This is a genomic window from Streptomyces sp. NPDC047049, from assembly GCF_040643995.1.
In the GTDB taxonomy this organism is placed as follows: Bacteria; Actinomycetota; Actinomycetes; order Streptomycetales; family Streptomycetaceae; genus Streptomyces; species Streptomyces mooreae.
On the sequence record NZ_JBEYVM010000004.1, the window covers coordinates 211,849 to 227,708 of the forward strand.

18 protein-coding genes and 1 pseudogene are annotated in these 15,860 nt (G+C 69.1%); 14 read left to right on the plus strand and 5 right to left on the minus strand.

What is annotated here, in order from left to right; genetic code table 11:
• Positions 1-53: 53 nt before the first annotated feature.
• From ABZ851_RS12375 to ABZ851_RS12410, 8 genes are all read left to right on the plus strand, one after another.
• Positions 54-410 (plus strand): DUF4333 domain-containing protein, encoded by a 357-nt coding sequence (locus tag ABZ851_RS12375; RefSeq protein ID WP_361125287.1) that lies wholly within the window; start codon positions 54-56, stop codon positions 408-410.
• A gap of 432 nt (positions 411-842) precedes the next feature.
• Positions 843-2,081, plus strand: a complete 1,239-nt coding sequence (locus ABZ851_RS12380) for an ATP-binding protein (RefSeq protein ID WP_361125289.1) — start codon at positions 843-845, stop codon at positions 2,079-2,081.
• Positions 2,078-2,494 (plus strand): roadblock/LC7 domain-containing protein, encoded by a 417-nt coding sequence (locus ABZ851_RS12385; RefSeq protein WP_361125291.1) that lies wholly within the window; start codon positions 2,078-2,080, stop codon positions 2,492-2,494. Before ABZ851_RS12380 ends, ABZ851_RS12385 begins: the two co-directional genes overlap by 4 nt.
• Positions 2,491-2,871 carry a DUF742 domain-containing protein gene (locus ABZ851_RS12390; protein WP_088801397.1) on the plus strand — a complete coding sequence of 127 codons (381 nt, stop codon included), beginning with the start codon at positions 2,491-2,493 and terminating at the stop codon, positions 2,869-2,871. Before ABZ851_RS12385 ends, ABZ851_RS12390 begins: the two co-directional genes overlap by 4 nt.
• On the plus strand, positions 2,846-3,436 hold the full coding sequence (locus ABZ851_RS12395; RefSeq protein WP_088801398.1) for an ATP/GTP-binding protein: 591 nt from the start codon (positions 2,846-2,848) through the stop codon (positions 3,434-3,436). The genes ABZ851_RS12390 and ABZ851_RS12395 overlap by 26 nt, the downstream gene beginning before the upstream one ends.
• A gap of 10 nt (positions 3,437-3,446) precedes the next feature.
• Entirely contained in the window at positions 3,447-4,811 is a 1,365-nt protein-coding gene (locus tag ABZ851_RS12400; RefSeq protein ID WP_361125294.1) for a cytochrome P450, read from the plus strand.
• A gap of 132 nt (positions 4,812-4,943) precedes the next feature.
• A complete protein-coding gene (locus ABZ851_RS12405; protein ID WP_361126213.1) occupies positions 4,944-6,182 on the plus strand; it encodes a cytochrome P450 in 1,239 nt (412 codons plus the stop codon).
• Positions 6,183-6,206: 24 nt separating this feature from the next.
• Positions 6,207-6,971, plus strand: coding sequence for an enoyl-CoA hydratase/isomerase family protein (locus ABZ851_RS12410; protein WP_361125296.1), 765 nt, complete (start codon positions 6,207-6,209; stop codon positions 6,969-6,971).
• 105 nt (positions 6,972-7,076) lie between these two features.
• Here the strand turns inward: ABZ851_RS12410 and ABZ851_RS12415 are convergent, their stop codons facing one another.
• Positions 7,077-7,613, minus strand: coding sequence for a gamma carbonic anhydrase family protein (locus tag ABZ851_RS12415; RefSeq protein ID WP_361125298.1), 537 nt, complete (start codon positions 7,611-7,613; stop codon positions 7,077-7,079).
• Between the two features lie 143 nt (positions 7,614-7,756).
• Here ABZ851_RS12415 and ABZ851_RS12420 point away from each other — a divergent pair, with 143 nt between their 5' ends.
• Positions 7,757-8,521, plus strand: coding sequence for an acyltransferase (locus tag ABZ851_RS12420; protein ID WP_361125300.1), 765 nt, complete (start codon positions 7,757-7,759; stop codon positions 8,519-8,521).
• Between the two features lie 41 nt (positions 8,522-8,562).
• Here the strand turns inward: ABZ851_RS12420 and ABZ851_RS12425 are convergent, their stop codons facing one another.
• Positions 8,563-9,432: a DMT family transporter gene (locus ABZ851_RS12425; protein WP_361126216.1), complete on the minus strand. Its 870-nt coding sequence runs from the start codon at positions 9,430-9,432 to the stop codon at positions 8,563-8,565.
• A 106-nt stretch (positions 9,433-9,538) separates the two neighbouring features.
• Here ABZ851_RS12425 and ABZ851_RS12430 point away from each other — a divergent pair, with 106 nt between their 5' ends.
• The 3 genes from ABZ851_RS12430 to ABZ851_RS12440 all read left to right on the plus strand — a co-directional run bounded on the left by ABZ851_RS12430 (position 9,539) and on the right by ABZ851_RS12440 (position 11,273).
• Positions 9,539-10,111, plus strand: a complete 573-nt coding sequence (locus ABZ851_RS12430) for an XRE family transcriptional regulator (RefSeq protein ID WP_361125302.1) — start codon at positions 9,539-9,541, stop codon at positions 10,109-10,111.
• A 42-nt stretch (positions 10,112-10,153) separates the two neighbouring features.
• Positions 10,154-10,711, plus strand: a complete 558-nt coding sequence (locus tag ABZ851_RS12435; protein WP_361125304.1) for a YbaK/EbsC family protein — start codon at positions 10,154-10,156, stop codon at positions 10,709-10,711.
• A gap of 334 nt (positions 10,712-11,045) precedes the next feature.
• Positions 11,046-11,273, plus strand: coding sequence for a hypothetical protein (locus ABZ851_RS12440; protein WP_361125306.1), 228 nt, complete (start codon positions 11,046-11,048; stop codon positions 11,271-11,273).
• Between the two features lie 25 nt (positions 11,274-11,298).
• On the opposite strand, the gene ABZ851_RS12445 is transcribed toward ABZ851_RS12440, so the two are convergent.
• Positions 11,299-11,706: a CoA-binding protein gene (locus ABZ851_RS12445; protein ID WP_361125308.1), complete on the minus strand. Its 408-nt coding sequence runs from the start codon at positions 11,704-11,706 to the stop codon at positions 11,299-11,301.
• A gap of 189 nt (positions 11,707-11,895) precedes the next feature.
• A complete protein-coding gene (locus tag ABZ851_RS12450; protein ID WP_361125310.1) occupies positions 11,896-12,684 on the minus strand; it encodes a type VII secretion system-associated protein in 789 nt (262 codons plus the stop codon).
• 263 nt (positions 12,685-12,947) lie between these two features.
• On the opposite strand from ABZ851_RS12450, the gene ABZ851_RS12455 reads away from it, so the two are divergent.
• The gene (locus ABZ851_RS12455) at positions 12,948-13,574 is read left to right on the plus strand and encodes a YigZ family protein (protein ID WP_336049612.1); all 627 of its coding nucleotides are present in this window, start codon (positions 12,948-12,950) and stop codon (positions 13,572-13,574) included.
• 165 nt (positions 13,575-13,739) lie between these two features.
• Positions 13,740-15,224, plus strand: coding sequence for an APC family permease (locus tag ABZ851_RS12460; RefSeq protein WP_361125312.1), 1,485 nt, complete (start codon positions 13,740-13,742; stop codon positions 15,222-15,224).
• A gap of 256 nt (positions 15,225-15,480) precedes the next feature.
• On the opposite strand, the pseudogene ABZ851_RS12465 reads toward ABZ851_RS12460, so the two are convergent.
• Positions 15,481-15,717: pseudogene (locus ABZ851_RS12465) on the minus strand (chaplin); the annotation flags it as partial.
• Positions 15,718-15,860: the final 143 nt, after the last annotated feature.

Here is a 15,860-nt window from a genome sequence, read left to right on the forward strand (position 1 = left end):
CGGCCGGCGGGCGTGGCCGCCGCATGACGGGTGTGCCCGTTGGAAGGAGAGCCGTGCGGAAGCTGCGAGTCGTCGGTCTGGCGCTGGCCGGCACGGCGCTGCTGGGCGGCAGCCTCACGGCGGGGACCCAGTGGCTGGGGGAGCGGGGCGCGACCAGCGAGGTGAACGGGACGACCGATGCCGTTCCGCGCGCCGAGGTCGCCCGCTCCATCTCGGGTCATCTGTCGCTGCCGGTGATCTCCCGGGGGCCGCGCTCGGTCGACTGCGCCAGGGACCTGCGTGCGGTCAAGGGGGCGCGGACCCATTGCACGGCGCACTACCTGCAAGGGACGGACCGCGGCATGACGGTACGCGTCGTCCGGGTCCGCGGGAGCGAGATCACTTATGTCCACGACGCCCCGCATCGCTGACCGCGGCTGACAATTGCCGCGCACGACGTGGTCCAGGTCACGTGAACACGTGTTAACGAGCCGTCAGGAATGAGCCGGCCCGTAGTCGCCGGGCCCGACAACGCTCCCAAAGATCCCCGAACAAGCCTTTGTTGAATGAACACCACACCTGTCTCATGATCAGATCGCGGTTGGACGGGGGGTGTTGCTGTGATGCTAAGATCATCGCACTTGCCAACGGGGTAGTCACCTGATATGGCATGAAAGAAATTCCGCGCATTGGCCTAAGAAAACCGCCACCCCGGGGAGAACTATGCCATTAGCCGGCCCTTTGATGGCTTTCTGGCAGGCGACTGTGCGTGGCCGTTCACGTATGTCTGGGAGCGCGATCGATTCGCCACGTCATGGCCAGATATACGACACCTGGTGGCTCCGTCGTCCGAAGAGAGTCCTATGACGCAATACTTCCAGGATCCAGCGTTCTGGGGTTTGATCGCTGGTACCCCTGTCGCCGCAACCGCGATTATTCGCGGCAGAAAGAAGATTACGGAACTCCGACAAGAACAGGCCGAGCTCAAGCAGCATTACGCCACTCTTGAAAACCACTACGCGGAAGCTGTGGAAGAGGCCAAGGACCGGGCGGAGGAAGCCACCAAGACCACGCTGAAGGCCGCCATGCGGACGCTGCAGGGCCTTGCGGGCGAGCAGCAGCTGGCGATTTCCAAGCTGCAGGAGGCCTACGGCGAGCACAAGATTCTCCAGGATCTGCTCGACATCGACCACATGAACTCGCAGTTCGCGCGGCGTGCGCAGTCCATCGCCGTACTCTGCGACGGCTGGCTCGGCCGGCGGCGGCACAATGCCTCGCTCTACGATGTGGTGCGCAGCGCGAAGGGCCGTATCCGGCATTTCACGCGTGTCGAGATCCGCTCGCAGAGCAATTTCGCGATTCTGAGCCGCGCCGTGGAGCCGGTGGCCCTGGTGCTCGCCGAGCTGCTGGACAATGCCACCAGCTATTCGGCGCCGGAAACGATGATCGAGATCAATATCCGCCCGGTGCCCAAGGGCGTGTGCATCGTCGTCGACGACGCCGGTGTCGGGATGAACGAGGAGGAGAAGGCGCGGGCCGCCCGGCTGCTGTCGAGCGAGAACGCGGCCAGTGTCTCCAGCCTCGGCAACCCGCCGCAGTTCGGATTCACCGTCATCGGAGTGCTCGCCGCCCGCTACGGCTTCAGTGTGTCGGTGGACTCCACCTCTCCCTATGGCGGCGTGCGCGCGGTCGTCCTGCTCCCCGAGGATCTACTGACGTCCCAGCACGAGCCCGAGGAGAGTCCTGCCGTGGCCGCATCCGCGCCGTTGCCGCCCGAGAACCTCCCTGGTCAGCCGGTTGCCGGCGGACCTGCTCCGGTCCCCGCGGCCCCCGGTTACCCGGCCGCGGCACCCCCGTATCCCGGGGCCGCGCCCATGGGGCAGCAGGCCCCGGCCCAGTCGGCTCCCGAGACGACGGCCGGCGGTCTGCCGAAGCGCCGCCGGCGCGGTGCGATATCCATCGTGCCGACCGATTCCGAAAGCACACAAACTCCGGCCCGCGACAGCGCACAGACCGCTTCCGTCATGGGGGCATTCCAGCGCGGCACGCAATCCGGCCGTCGTTCCACCAATGCACGCAATGAAGGGCATGAGGTTCAGTGAACTACGATCTGTCGTGGATGCTTGACAGTGCTCTGGAATTGCCCGAAGCGCAGCACGCCATTCTCGTCTCCGCTGACGGCCTGCTCATGGCCCGCTCCAAGGAAGTCGGCCGGGACCACGCCGACACCGTCGCCGCCGCGATGAGCGGAATGCAGTCGCTGAGCCGTACGGTCGCCGATTTCTGTCACGGCGGTGCAGCCTCCACCGGCCGGCCGCAATGGCGGCAGACGCTGGTCGAGTTCGACCACGGCTGGGTCTTTCTCATCTCGGCCGGCGAGGGTGCGTATCTCGCGGTTTCGGCTTCTCCCGATGTCGACATGGCGGAGATCACGTTCCGTATGCAGCAGCTTGTCGGCCAGCTCGGTAAGGCACTGACCAGCCCGCCGCGCGAGAGGGCTGATATTCAGTCATGACCACCGATGACGAGCCGGAGCTGGAACACGAAGCAGCGGAATTAGTACGGCCGTACGTCATCACCAACGGCCGAGATCTTCTTGACGGCAATGAATTCTCGCTGATCACCCTGGTCACCGTGCAGGCGGAACCACCCAGGACGAAACCCCTCGATCCGGAGAAGCTGCGTCTGCTGGAGCTGTGTTCGGGGGGCTTTCTCTCGATCGCCGAGATAGCCGGGCACACCCGGCTGCCGGTGGGTGTCGTCAAGATTCTGGTGTCCGATCTCGCGCGGGAGGGCCATCTGTATTCACGTGCGCCCATACCGAGCGCTCAGCTTGTCGACCGGCAAATCCTTGAGGAGGTGCTGAATGGGCTCCAGGCTCGCTTTGGATGACGGCGTGTACTTGCGCAATTCAGTGCAGACCGCGGCGAAGATCCTTGTGGTCGGACACTTCGCCGTGGGTAAAACCACATTCATCGGGACCATGTCCGAGATTCCTCCGCTGCGGACCGAAGAGGTAATGACCCAGGCGGGGGCTGGAATTGACGACCCCACAGGTGCGCCCCACAAGACGACGACCACGGTCGCCATGGACTTCGGGCGTCTCACGCTCAGCGAGAAGCTGGTCCTGTACCTGTTCGGAACGCCCGGCCAGCAGCGCTTCGTCCAGGTGTGGGAAGACATGACGCGCGGCGCGCTCGGGGCGCTGGTCCTCGTCGACCCCCAGCGGCTCGACGAGTCCTTCCCTGTCATGGACCTGGTGGAACACTACGGAATCCCCTACGCCATCGCGGTGAACCGCTTCGACGGGACCCCCACGCATTCGCTCGACGAGATCCGGGAGGCGCTGGACCTCCTTCCTGAGACGCCTGTCGTCAACTGTGACGCACGGGACCAACGTTCCTCGGCGGATTCGCTGATCGCGCTCGTCCGTTATCTACAGTCCCGCCTCAACTAGGAGTTCAGGCATGCAATCTCACTCGGAATTCCAGGGCCCACCGCCCGGCTGCCCCGCACACGCCGACGGTCAGCGGACTCCCTTGCACGGGCCGGAATTCGCCGCAGCCCCCGAGGCCTTCTACGAGGTCCTGCGGCAGCACGGACCCAGCGCGCCGGTCGAGCTCGCCCCCGGGGTGGAGGCCGAACTCGTCACGGACTACGCCGCGGCGCTCCACGTGCTGCAGAATCCGGACACCTTTGCGCGTGATTCACGCCGTTGGCGCGCCCTGAACGAGGGGCGCGTACCCCTGGACAGCCCCGTGCTGCCGATGATGATGTACCGGCCGAATTGTCTGTTCTCCGACGGTGCGGACCATATGCGGCTGCGTCAGTCGGTCACGGCGAGCCTGGGCCGGGTGGACACCCACCGGCTGAGCCGTCATGTCGACCGCGTTGCCGCGTACCTCATCAGCCAGTTCAGCAGCCGGGGCCGAGTGGATCTGGTCGCCGACTACGCCCAGTTGCTGCCCCTGCTGGTCTTCAACGACCTCTTCGGCTGCCCCGCCGAGATCGGTGACCGCCTGGTCTTCGGCATATCGGGCATCTTCGACGGCGTCGACGCGGAGAAGGCCAACGAGGTCCTGACCGAAGCACTGCTGGAACTGGTGGCGCTCAAGCGGCGTTCGCCGGGTGAGGACATCACCTCCTGGCTGATGGAGCACCCCTCCGGGCTCTCCGACGAGGAGATGGTCCACCAGCTCGTCACCCTGATCGCGGCGGGGACGGAGCCCACGCAGAACATCATCGCCAGCGCGCTGCGGCTGCTGTTGACGGATGAGAAGTACGTGGGCGACCAGAGCGCGGCCGGACTGCTGGTCGACGACGCCATCAACGACGTGCTGTGGAACAGCCCTCCGATAGCCAACTACGGCGTGCACTACCCCGTGCACGACATGGAACTCGGGGGAGCCGAGCTGCCGGCCGGCGAACCCGTGGTCATCAGCTTCGCGGCCGCCAACACCGACCCGACTCTGTCTACGGGCCGTCAGATGCTCAGCAAGCGGGCGCATCTCGCCTGGGGAGCGGGCCCGCACGCCTGCCCCGCCAAGGATCCCGCCCTGCTGGTGTCCGTCCTGGCCATCGAGAAACTGCTCAACACCCTGCCGGACATCGATCTGGCCCTGCCCGCGGAAAGCCTGACCTGGCGGCCCGGCCCGTTCCACCGCGCACTGGAAGCCCTGCCCGCCCGCTTCACCCCGGTACGCCCCGAGCGGCGTCCGTCCGCCGGTCCGGCAACGGGTGGCCGCGCGACGGAAAATGCCTCTGGGCAGGACAAGAATGAGGTGCAACGAGGGAAATGGTGGAGCTCGTTCCTCTCTTGGTGGAAGGTGTGACATTCACGACAACGGTTCGGTTTCCGTCGGGCGTAAACGTTCAATCACCGGGGTAGTCAGGGTTGGTCGTCCTGGCCTGATGCATTGAATGAAGGAGTTCTCGCAGTGGAATCCGCCGTGGTTGCCCCACCCATGGTCACATCCGTGGACCGCCGATCTGTGATAAGGCTTTTCTCCCGCCTGCGCACACCGGACGGCCAAGCGAATCCGCTGCCGCACTACGCGGAACTCCGATCGATGGGAGATATCGTTCCGGCACCTTGGGGCGGCCATCTGGTGACCTCTTTCGGCCTGTGTGACCACGTGTTGCGCAACAGGTCATGGCTGGTGCCGGACAGTGGCTGGCGGGCCAGGCAGGGTGTGGCGACCCGCTGGATGGCACCTTCCTCGCAGCAGATGGCCAGCACACTGCCCGGCCTCAATCCGCCGCACCACACGCGGGCCAGGCGGTCGGTGGGCAATATGTTCGACCGTAAGTGCCTGGATACCATCAAGGATTCGGTCGAGCGTAATACGGAGGAATTGCTCGACCGGCTGGCGGAGAGACTGAAGGACGGTGAGGCGGACTTCGGTTCCGTGGTCAGCGAAGAATTGCCGGTGATGACGATAGGGGAATGGCTCGGTCTGCCGACGGCCGATTATCCGCTGCTGCGGTCACTCACTCACGACCAGGTTTTCGCCCAGGAATTGCTGCCCACGGCGAGTCAGCTCGCGCAGTCCGACGCCGCGACCCGCACTCTGCGCGAGTATTTCATCGCCTTGGTACGGGAACGCCGCCGGGCGCCCGGAAATGACCCGATCTCGTCGTGGATACGGACCTGGGACGAACTCGAACCACATCAGGACGCCGCGGACGAGGCGGTTTACCGGCTCGCTCTGTTCGTGGTTCTGGCCGCCCTGGAGACCACCTCCAACCTGCTGTCCACGATGGTGTGGCTGCTCGCCGAACACCCCTGGCAGAGGGGGTGGCTGCGTGCCCATCCGGAGTGCATACCGGCGGCCGTCGAAGAGGTCTTGCGCTATGACTCCCCGACGCATGTGGTGAGCCGGATCGCCGGCGAGGACACCACACTCGCGGGAATTCCCGTGGAGAAGGACCAGATGGTGCACCTCATGGTCGGTGTCGCCAACCACGATCCCGCACACCACATCGATCCCGCGCTCTTCGACGTCCGCCGCAAGGCCACCCATCTGAGCTTCAGCGGCGGGATCCACTACTGCCTCGGTGCCGCGCTGGCCCGGCTGGAGGCGACGACCCTGCTGACCGGCGTGCTCCGGCGGTTCCCCGCCCTGCGATTGAGCCGTACGCCCGACTGGGCACCGCGGGTGGCTTTCCGCCGGCTCATGACGCTGCCCGTGGTGGAGTCCTGAGAGCCGTGAGGTAGGAAGAGCGTCGTGATCGATAACTTCAAGACCCTTGCCGTTGCCCACCAGGGACCCCTGCTCAACGTCCAGTTGAACAGCCCGGACACCGGTAATGCGCTCGGCGAGCCGATGCTCGACGAACTCCTCACCGTACTGGGTGCGTTGCACGACAGCCCCGAGATACGGGTGGTGGTCCTCTCCGGCGCGGGAGCGGACTTCTGCCTGGGCGGGGACCGCCGGGAGTTTGCGGAGTCCCTTGCCGCGGACGGCTCGGGAGCGGCCCTTCGCGCCATGGGCAACAAGGCGCGAAGGGTGTGTGAAGCACTCGCGGCCACCAGCGCGGTCACCATCGCCCGGCTGCACGGCGGGGTGATCGGCGCGGGTATCGCGCTCGCGGTGTTCTGTGATCTGCGGGCCGGTGCGCACACCTGCCGCTTCCGGCTGCCGGAGCTCGCGCTGGGCATGCCGCCGGCTTGGGGAGGTGTACTGCCACGCCTGCTGAACGAGGCGGGAGCGGCCAGGATCCGCGAGTTGATCCTGACCGGGGAGAGCTTCGACGCGGCGAAGGCGGTCAAGCTCTCCCTCCTCCACCAGGCCGTTCCGGAGGGCGAGCTGGACGAGGCGATCGCTCGGTGGACCAGGCCGCTGGCCCGCAGGTCTCCGGCGGCCCTGCGGACCGCCAAGGTCATGATGAACGCCTACGCGGGCGCCGGCCGCCTTGCCGACGCCACCCTTTTCGACGCGGAGATGCTGACGTCGGTGCTGGCGGCCGCCGGGTCGGAACGGCGCGGCTGACGCGGTGCCGGTGGGCAGCGGCGCAGGCACACGGATGAGGTCGCGCAGGCGTCCCGTACCGGTCGGGCCTCGGGGGCCGCCCGCTGCGCCGCTGGGCGGCCGGGCTCAGTCCCCGGCGCCCACATCCGCCCGGTGCCGCGCCGCCAGCTCCCGGTACATCGTGGCATTGAGGCTGACGGTCTCGCGCTCCTCGTCGGTCAGTTCCCGCCTGACCTTCGCCGGCACCCCGGCGACCAGGGAGCCGGGCGGCACCCGCATGCCCTGGGGAACCAGCGCCTGCGCGGCGACCAGCGAGCCGGCGCCGATGTGCGCGCCGTTGAGGACCGTGGCACCCATGCCGATCAGCACGTCGTCCTCGACGGTGCAACCGTGCAGGACCGCGTTGTGCCCGACCGAGACCCGTGCGCCGACGGTCACCGGGAAACCGGGGTCCACGTGCACCGTGCAGTTGTCCTGGATGTTGCTGTCGGTGCCCAGCACGATCGGACCGCAGTCGGCCCGCAGCACCGCGTGGTACCAGACGCTGGCGCCCGCCGCCATGCTGACCTCGCCGAGCACGACGGACGTCGGGGCGGTGAAGGCCTCCTGATCGACCTTCGGCTCCTTGCCGCCCACCGGTGAAATCAATGCCCGTCCCGCCATCTGTGGATCTCCTCGCCGTGATGCGCCGCGCCAACAGCACCGTAGACGGCGGCCACTGCGCCGGGCGGGGACGGCGGCCGGTGGGGCGAAGATCACAGCCCGGGGCGCGGTCCGCCGCCCGGCGGGCTGAGTACGGTGTGCGGGTGCCGATAGACCAGAACGTGTTCTCATCCCTCGCGGCCTGGCGGCGCCGGGCCGTGTCGCGTGCCGTCCACCGCGGCGCGCGCTGGGTGAGGGAAGCCGCGGCCGTCACGGCCGAGCGCCCCGGCCCGTACCACTTCCGGCGGATCGGTACCGGCACCCGGCTCGCCTATCCGCAGGGCACGGTCTTCGGTGACCCGTGGATCGAGCTCGGCGACCACTGCATCATCGCCCAGGACGTGACGCTGACCGCGGGCATGATGCCGGACCTGGATCTCGGCCCGGAGCCGATCCTCACGCTGGGGAACGGCGTGGTGCTGGGCCGCGGCAGCCATGTGATCGCGGATGTCCGGCTGACGATCGGCGACGACTGCTTCTTCGGCCCCGGGGTCTACGTCACCACCACCAACCACAGCTACGACGACCCCGAGGTGCCGGTCGGCAAGCAGTGGCCGCGCAGCGACCCGGTGGCCATCGGCCCCGGCAGCTGGATAGGTACCGGCGCAGTGATCCTGCCCGGTGCGCGGCTGGGCCGGAACGTGGTGGTCGCGGCCGGCGCCGTGGTCCGCGGCGAGGTCCCCGATCATGCGGTGGTGGCCGGTGCGCCCGCCCGGGTCGTCCGTCGCTGGGATGCTGAGCAGGGCTGGCAGCCGCCGCTGCGCACACCGGCGCCGGTACCGATCCCCGAGGGCGTCACCCCGGACCAGCTGGTCGCGCTGCGGGCATGGCAGGCAGCGGAGGCCGAGGAGGCGTACGAAGCGTCCTGAGCCGCCGTCAGGCAGCCAAGCCACCGCCCGCCCCGTGTGTGTCAGCTCCCCGACGCGAGCAGGACCGAGCCGACCAGCGCGAGGGAGGCACCGGCCGTCTGAACCGCCCGCAGCCGTTCCTTGAGGACGCCGAGCGCGGCGAGCGAGGTGACCACCGGGTAGAGGGAGGCGAGCACCGCCGCGAGGGTGACCGGCCCGTTCTGGGCGGCCAGGGCGTAGGTGCCGTTGGCGGCGACATCCGCGATCCCGACGAATCCGAGCGCGGGCAGGGCACTTCGGAGGGCCGGGAACCCGCCCTCGGGCAGTGCCGGGGTACCACGCCGCACCGAGGCGTACAGGGCGGCGCCGCCGACGGCGACATTGCACACCCGCTGGACGAACAGGGCGAGGAAGAGGCCGGTCACCGTCGTGGACGCCTCCGAGATCAGCGCCATCACCGCGCCGAAGCCGAGCGCCGAGAGCAGCGTCAGCGCAATCGTCTGGCGGGCCACCGACGCGCCGCTGACCCGCGGGCCGCCGGCCAGTACGACACCGGTCACGGCCACGACCATGCCGGCGGCCTGCAGCAGTCCCGGCCGCTCACCCGCCACGATCCCGACCCCGAGCGGTACGAGGACCGTGCCGACCGACGCGAGCGGCGAAACCACTCCCATCGGACCGAGTGCCAGGGCGCGGTAGAAGCAGAGCATGGCGGCGGGCCCCACGACGCCCGCTCCGACCGCGCACCACAGCTGCGGCCCGGCCTCCCGCCAGCCCCCGGTGGCCAGCACCACGGCGCCCAGCACCACGGCGGCCAGGGTCTGCGAGACGACCACCACGGTCAGCGCCTGCAGGCGCCGGGTGAGCAGTCCGCCGCCGAAGTCGGCGAGCCCCCACAGAAGGCTGGTGGCCAGGGCGAAGACCGCTGTCATGGTGAAACCTCGCAGTACAGTGAACCGGACGCTGAAGTACACCACACCGTAGTGCAGCGGACTGTATTGCGGCATCCAATATATTGCCCTTCGACTTGGACGGACCGTGACGGACCTCGACCAGCTCACGCAGTCGCTCGCCCGCAACCTCAAGCACTGGCGCGCCGAGCGCGGCTTCACCCTCGACGCACTGGCGGCCCGCGCCGGGGTCAGCCGCGGCATGATCATTCAGATCGAGCAGGCCCGGACGAATCCCAGCGTGGGCACCACCGTCAAGATCGCCGACGCGCTCGGCGTCAGCATCACCACGCTCCTCGACTACGAACAGGGGCCGCAGGTCCGCATCGTGGCGCCGGACGAGGCGGTCCGGCTGTGGTCCACCGAGGGCGGCAGCTTCACCACGCTCCTGGTGGGCGCCGAGGCGCCCGGCCCGTACGAACTGTGGGACTGGCGGCTGATGCCCGGCGACAGCAGCGCCTCCGATCCGCACCCGCCCGGCACCGTCGAACTGCTGCACGTCCGGTCCGGCACGCTGACGCTGGTCGTGGACGGTGTGGAGCACACGGTGCCCGCCGGTGCCTCGGCAACCTTCGAGGCCAAGGTCGCGCACGGCTACCGCAACGACGGCACGGAACCGGTCGGGATGACCATGTCGGTGATCATCCCGCTCGCCGGCTGAGACGGCCGGCCGCCGCTCCGCCAGGACTGTTAACTTGGCGCCATGCCTGTGCCGATGGATGCCTTCGACGAGGTCCGGCCCGCCGTGGAGTGTCTGGACCTGCTGACCGCGCCGGTGGCCGACGCGCTGCGCTCCTGGAGTGGATCCGTACCCGTCGAGGAGGTGCGCTTCGTCGACACGGACCCGGCCGTCGCGGACACCGCGCTGCTCATCGAGCGGCACGGCTCCTGGCTCCTGGAACAGTCCGCGAACTGCGTGGTGGTGGCGGGCAAGCGCGGCGGCGAGACCACCCTGGCCGCCTGTGTCGTCCTCTCGCACACCCGCGCCGACGTCAATGGCGTGGTGCGGCGTCATCTGGGGGCCCGTAAGGCCTCGTTCGCGCCGATGGACCAGGCGGTCGGTGAGAGCAGGATGGAGTACGGCGGGATCACCCCGATCGGCCTGCCCGCCGGCTGGCCGCTGCTGCTGGACGCGGCCGCCGCCGACATCCCCTACGCCCTGATCGGCAGCGGCAGCCGCCGCGGCAAGCTCATCGTGCCCGGCAAGGCACTGGCCGAACTGCCCGGCGCCACGGTCCTGGAGGGGCTGGCAATCACCTAGAGCCGGGCGCCGGGGGGTGCTCCCCTGGAGCCCCCGAAGCCCGGTCGTCGAACTCCGTCCGTCCCGCTCGTCCGCCCGGCAGCCTGCCCGCTCGGCCGGCCCTACGGGGTGAACGCGCCGGAGGGCAGCTCCAGCGACAGCGCCGTGGAGTGCTCGGTGAATCCCAGACGCCGGTACAACGCCTCCGCCACTCGGCCCCGACGGGGTATCTCCCTCACGCACCACCTGCCCACGGGCGGAGGCCGGGCGCACGGGATCCGTCGATTGGCCGGGGCAGGCGTTCAAGCGCCGCAAACCGGCCCCCACGGGCCCCCGTGTTGGCTACGGTGAGTGCATGACCGGTAACGATGGCGACAGTGATCACGTCACTCGGATTCTCCATGCGGCCACCCAGGGCCGCGAAGGGAAAGCCGTCCTGTGCGATCGCTGCGATATGCCCCTGATCTTCACCGGGCGAGAGCGCGCCACCAGCGTGCAAACGCCGATGGTGGTCATCACCGGACACTGCCCGAACGTCGAGTGTTCCGACGACGGGAGCCCGCACCGGCACCCGGAGGAATGAGCACGGGACGTCCCGAGCCTGCCGCTCACCGCAAACGGGGTATCTCGATCGCCGGGCAGCGATCCATCACCATGGCGAGCCCGGACTCGTGCACCCGGTCCCAGGCCGCCTCGTCGACCACCCCGAGCTGGAACCAGACGGCCTTGGCGCCGACCGCCACGGCCTCGTCGGCGATGCCGCCCGCCTGCTCGCTGTTGACGAACACATCGACCACATCGACCGGGAAGGGAATGGCGGCCAGCGACGGGTACCCCTGCTCACCGTGCACCGTCTCCGCCTTCGGATGCACCGGCACGATCCGCTTGCCGTAACGCTGCAGCACCTCGGCGACGCCGTGCGCCGCACGCTGCTCATTGCCGGACAGGCCCACGACGGCCCAGGTGTCGCCGAGTTCGGTGAGGATCTTGCGGATCGTGCTGGGGTCGCCGTACACGCACTGCCTCCTGCGGGTGGAAGGGTCCTGTGCCGGACAACGGACGGCGGGACCCGGAGATTCCCGTTGCGGGACGGCGCGAAGGCGCGGCGGGGCTGTCGTGGGGCGCGCCACGTCCGGCGCGCGCCGGACGGCAGACGCCCCGCCCGAAGGGGAAGACGGGCGGGGCGGGTCTTCGGTGCCGGCGGCTCAGTTGGCGCCGCGGGCCATGGCGCTGCCGGCCATTCCGGCTCCGACGGCGGTCCCGCCCTTCGCGGCGCGGGCCGGCTTGCCGATCCCCCGGCCGCTGCCCACCGGCTCGGCCCCACCGGCCCCGGTACCCGGGCGCGGCGCCACGGGCACGGTCGCGTCCCGCGGCTCATCGGCCGTTCCGGACGCGCCGGCCAGCATGGCGCGCAGCTCCTCGGTGTCCACCAGCATGCTCACCGGACCGGTCGGGTTGAGGTACAGCGCATGCCCGGGCGGCAGCTGCTCGACGAGTGCGGCCACCGGCCGCCGGTCGTACAGCAGACGGCCCACCGATTCGAGGTAGCTCTGCGAGGTGTAGACAGGGATCACCGGAGTCCCCTCGGGCGAGGCGGCAGCCAGTGGCGTACCGGTCGCGGTCACCAGGACGGACACCTCCGCGCGCGCCAGCGCCTCGGAGACGGCCTCGCCCGGTCCGTAGCCGGTCGCGGCGAGCTGCAGCGCGCTGTCGACCGCATCGGTCGGCTCCGCCCAGTCCAGCATCTGCGGCGACGGCCGGTACTCCGGATTGTCGCGCCACTCGACGATCTCGCCGGACGCGTCCGAGCGCCACTGCCCGATCAGCGCCCAGAGGGGCGGTGGCCCCTCTCCCTGCCAGGTCAGATCCACCATGGCCAGCCAGTGATCGGGTGCCTGGCGTGCCGCCTCGATGACCTCCGGTGGGGGCTCGGGCATCGCCTCGCCCGTGACGGGAACGCCCGCCGTCATCGCCGACTGTGTGCTCTCTTCCATGCAGCCCTCCGCAAACCCGCCGTTCCTACATGTACGAGCGGGGCCCCGGAAACACGAGGCTCTCGCACTGACCTCACAGTGCCCACGGCCGGGGCGGACGTCGCACCGACGCACCGTGCGGACGGGGTGGGTACGCCGCTCGGCCGTGCGCTCTGCGCCCGTACGGCGGACACCCGCGCCCGTACGGCGGACACCCCAGCGCGGCGCGGTCCGGCCCGGCCGGCCGGTATCCGCATGTCACAGGGGCCGCATAGGCTGGTCCGATGCAGGAGCAGTACCGCACGCTCGCGCGCGAGGGCGTCCATGAGATCGAGATCAACAAGTCCCGTTTCCTCTGCGCGCTCGCGCCCGTCGCGACCGAGGCCGAGGCCCAGGACTTCATCGCGCGCATCCGCAAGGAGCACCCCACCGCCCGCCATCACTGCTTCGCCTACGTCCTGGGCGCCGACGGCGGCATCCAGAAGGCGAGCGACGACGGCGAGCCGGGCGGCACCGCGGGCGTACCGATGCTGCAGATGCTGGTGCGCCGCGAGGTCCGCTATGTCGTCGCCGTCGTCACCCGCTGGTTCGGCGGCGTCAAACTGGGCGCCGGCGGCCTCATCCGGGCGTACGGCGGCGTCGTCGGCGAGGCACTGGACGCGCTGGGCACGGTCACCCGGCAGCGCTTCCGCCTGGTGACGGTCACCGTCGACCACCAGCGCGCGGGCCGGGTGGAGAACGATCTGCGCACGACGGGGCGGGCGGTGCGTGAGGTCACCTACGGGGCAGAGGTCAGGATCGAGATCGGACTGCCGGAGGCCGACGTCGAGGCCTTCCGCGCCTGGCTCGCCGACACCACCGCCGGCACGGCGAGGCTGGAGCTCGGCGGCGAGGCGTACGGCGACCTCTGACCGCCGGGGCCCCGCGGACCTGCCGCAGAGAGGGGGCGGCGGATGCGGACCGGTCCGGAACGTCCGGGACGCACCGGTGCGCCGGAGCGCCGATCGTGTCAGCCTGTGGCGCGGCGGGAAAAGGCCGCGAAACCGGTGTGCGCGCCGGCACGAGAAGGGGTCCCGATGCCTGAACTCCTCGATGAGCGCGTGGGATTCGTGCGCCGGATCGGCCTGTTCCAGGCCACCGCCATCAACATGAGCCAGATGTGCGGCATCGGTCCCTTCGTGACCATCCCGCTCATGGTCGCCGCGTTCGGCGGGCCGCAGGCCGTGACCGGGTTCCTGGCCGGGGCGGTGCTGGCGCTCGCGGACGGACTGGTCTGGGCCGAGCTGGGCGCGTCACTGCCCGGTGCGGGAGGCAGCTACGTCTATCTGCGGCAGGCGTTCCAGTACCGGACCGGCAAGCTGATGCCGTTTCTGTTCGTCTGGACGGCCATGCTGTTCATTCCGCTCGGCATGTCCACCGGGGTGATCGGCTTCGTGCAGTACCTCGGCTACGTGTGGCCGGACATGAGCCCGGCGCAGGGCGACGTCGTGGGCCTCGTCGTCACGGTGGGCATCATCGCGCTGCTGTGGCGGCGGGTGGAGAACATCGCCAAGCTCACCGTCGTCCTGTGGACGGTGATGATCGCCTCCGTCCTGCTGGTCATCGCCGCGGCCTTCACCCACTTCAGCCCCGAGCGCGCCTTCACCTACCCCGCCCATGCCTTTGAGGTGACGTCCGGTCACTTCTGGGCCGGCTTTGCGGCCGGCCTGACGATCGGCATCTACGACTACCTCGGCTACAACACCATCGCGTACATGGGCGCCGAGATCAGACAGCCGGGACGCACCATCCCCCGCGCCGTGATCACCTCGATCCTCGGGATCATGACGATCTATCTGCTGCTGCAGATCGGCACCCTGGGCGTCGTGGACTGGAAGGACATGCTCGACCCGCACTCCACGGCGTCCTCCTCCGTCGCCTCCGCCGTGCTGGAGAAGGCCTGGGGCAAGGGCGCAGCCGACACCGTCACGGTGCTCATCCTCATCACCGCCGTCGCCTCCGTCTTCACCGGCCTCCTCGGCGGCTCGCGGGTCCCCTACGACGCCGCCCGCGACCGGGTCTTCTTCCGCCCGTACGGCACACTGCACCCTCGTCACCGCTTCCCCGTACTGGGCCTGCTGACCATGGGAGCCGTGATGGCCGTGGGCTTCCTCATCGGACGGCACACCGACCTGGCGACCATCATCCAACTGCTGACCACGGTCATGGTGCTCGTGCAGTCGCTGGCCCAGATTGCGGCGGTGACCGTACTGCGCCGCCGTCAGCCGGGGCTGCGCCGCCCGTACCGGATGTGGCTCTATCCGCTGCCGGGCGTCGTGGCGCTGGTCGGCTGGCTGGTGATCTACGGCTACGCGGACCGGAATTCGCCCGGCAGGCACCCCATCGAATGGTCGCTGGCCTGGGTCGGCGCGGGTGTCGTGGCCTTCCTGGCCTGGGCCCGTTACGAGAAGGAGTGGCCGTTCGGGCCGAAGCGGATCAGCGAGGAGTATCTCCACGGCGCGGAGCCCTCCGGGGGCCGGAGGGCAGAAAAGAGCCCGGGGCCGGGTCGTCCGCTCCGATGAAGGTGGAAGGGCTGTCGGTGCAAACGGCCCGGCCCCGGGCCTGGTGATGCGTGTGTCGGTGACCGTCCCGGGTGCGGCCGTGGTGACCGGTCGCACCCGGGACGGATCGAGGGGGCTAGCGCATCAGGCCGCCGCCGCCGGTGTGGATACCACCGGCCGGGTAGTGCTTCTTGTGGTGCTTTACGACGCGCTTGATGACGTGCTTGGTGACGTGCCTGGTGACGTGACGGTTCACGATCACCCGGCGCTCGACGTTGCCGTTGAAGCACGTGTTGCCGAAGGCCGGGTTCAGCAGACCCCCGACGTTAACGGTGTTGCCGCACACGTTGATCGGAATGTGGATCGGGATCTGAAACGCATTGCCCGAAACCACTCCCGGTGAATTGGCCGCGCCGCCGGCCGCGCCACTGTCTGCGAACGCTGCCGTAACGCCCCCCAGGGCGGTACCTGCCGCAAGAGCGGCCACAGCAGCCACCCGCGTGATCCGTGACATAACAAATCTCCCGATCGATCCAAGCGGCTCACTGCCGCTTCCTGTTACTTCCCTTCGGCGTATGCGGCCGCAACATGAGTAAACCTGGGATGGTTTCACGCTTTCGAGTGAAAAATGTGGTTAATGGTGCCTTATATGTGTAA

Excerpts from the sequence above, each read along its gene's own strand:
- ABZ851_RS12380 (WP_361125289.1), top strand. The coding sequence starts at position 843 with ATGACGCAATACTTCCAGGATCCAGCGTTCTGGGGTTTGATCGCTGGT.
- ABZ851_RS12440 (WP_361125306.1), top strand. The coding sequence starts at position 11,046 with ATGACCGGTAACGATGGCGACAGTGATCACGTCACTCGGATTCTCCAT.
- ABZ851_RS12415 (WP_361125298.1), bottom strand. The coding sequence starts at position 7,613 with ATGGCGGGACGGGCATTGATTTCACCGGTGGGCGGCAAGGAGCCGAAG.
- ABZ851_RS12435 (WP_361125304.1), top strand. The coding sequence starts at position 10,154 with ATGCCTGTGCCGATGGATGCCTTCGACGAGGTCCGGCCCGCCGTGGAG.
- ABZ851_RS12425 (WP_361126216.1), bottom strand. The coding sequence starts at position 9,432 with ATGACAGCGGTCTTCGCCCTGGCCACCAGCCTTCTGTGGGGGCTCGCC.
- ABZ851_RS12460 (WP_361125312.1), top strand. The coding sequence starts at position 13,740 with ATGCCTGAACTCCTCGATGAGCGCGTGGGATTCGTGCGCCGGATCGGC.
- ABZ851_RS12395 (WP_088801398.1), top strand. The coding sequence starts at position 2,846 with ATGGGCTCCAGGCTCGCTTTGGATGACGGCGTGTACTTGCGCAATTCA.
- ABZ851_RS12390 (WP_088801397.1), top strand. The coding sequence starts at position 2,491 with ATGACCACCGATGACGAGCCGGAGCTGGAACACGAAGCAGCGGAATTA.
- ABZ851_RS12405 (WP_361126213.1), top strand. The coding sequence starts at position 4,944 with ATGGTCACATCCGTGGACCGCCGATCTGTGATAAGGCTTTTCTCCCGC.
- ABZ851_RS12455 (WP_336049612.1), top strand. The coding sequence starts at position 12,948 with ATGCAGGAGCAGTACCGCACGCTCGCGCGCGAGGGCGTCCATGAGATC.
- ABZ851_RS12400 (WP_361125294.1), top strand. The coding sequence starts at position 3,447 with ATGCAATCTCACTCGGAATTCCAGGGCCCACCGCCCGGCTGCCCCGCA.
- ABZ851_RS12450 (WP_361125310.1), bottom strand. The coding sequence starts at position 12,684 with ATGGAAGAGAGCACACAGTCGGCGATGACGGCGGGCGTTCCCGTCACG.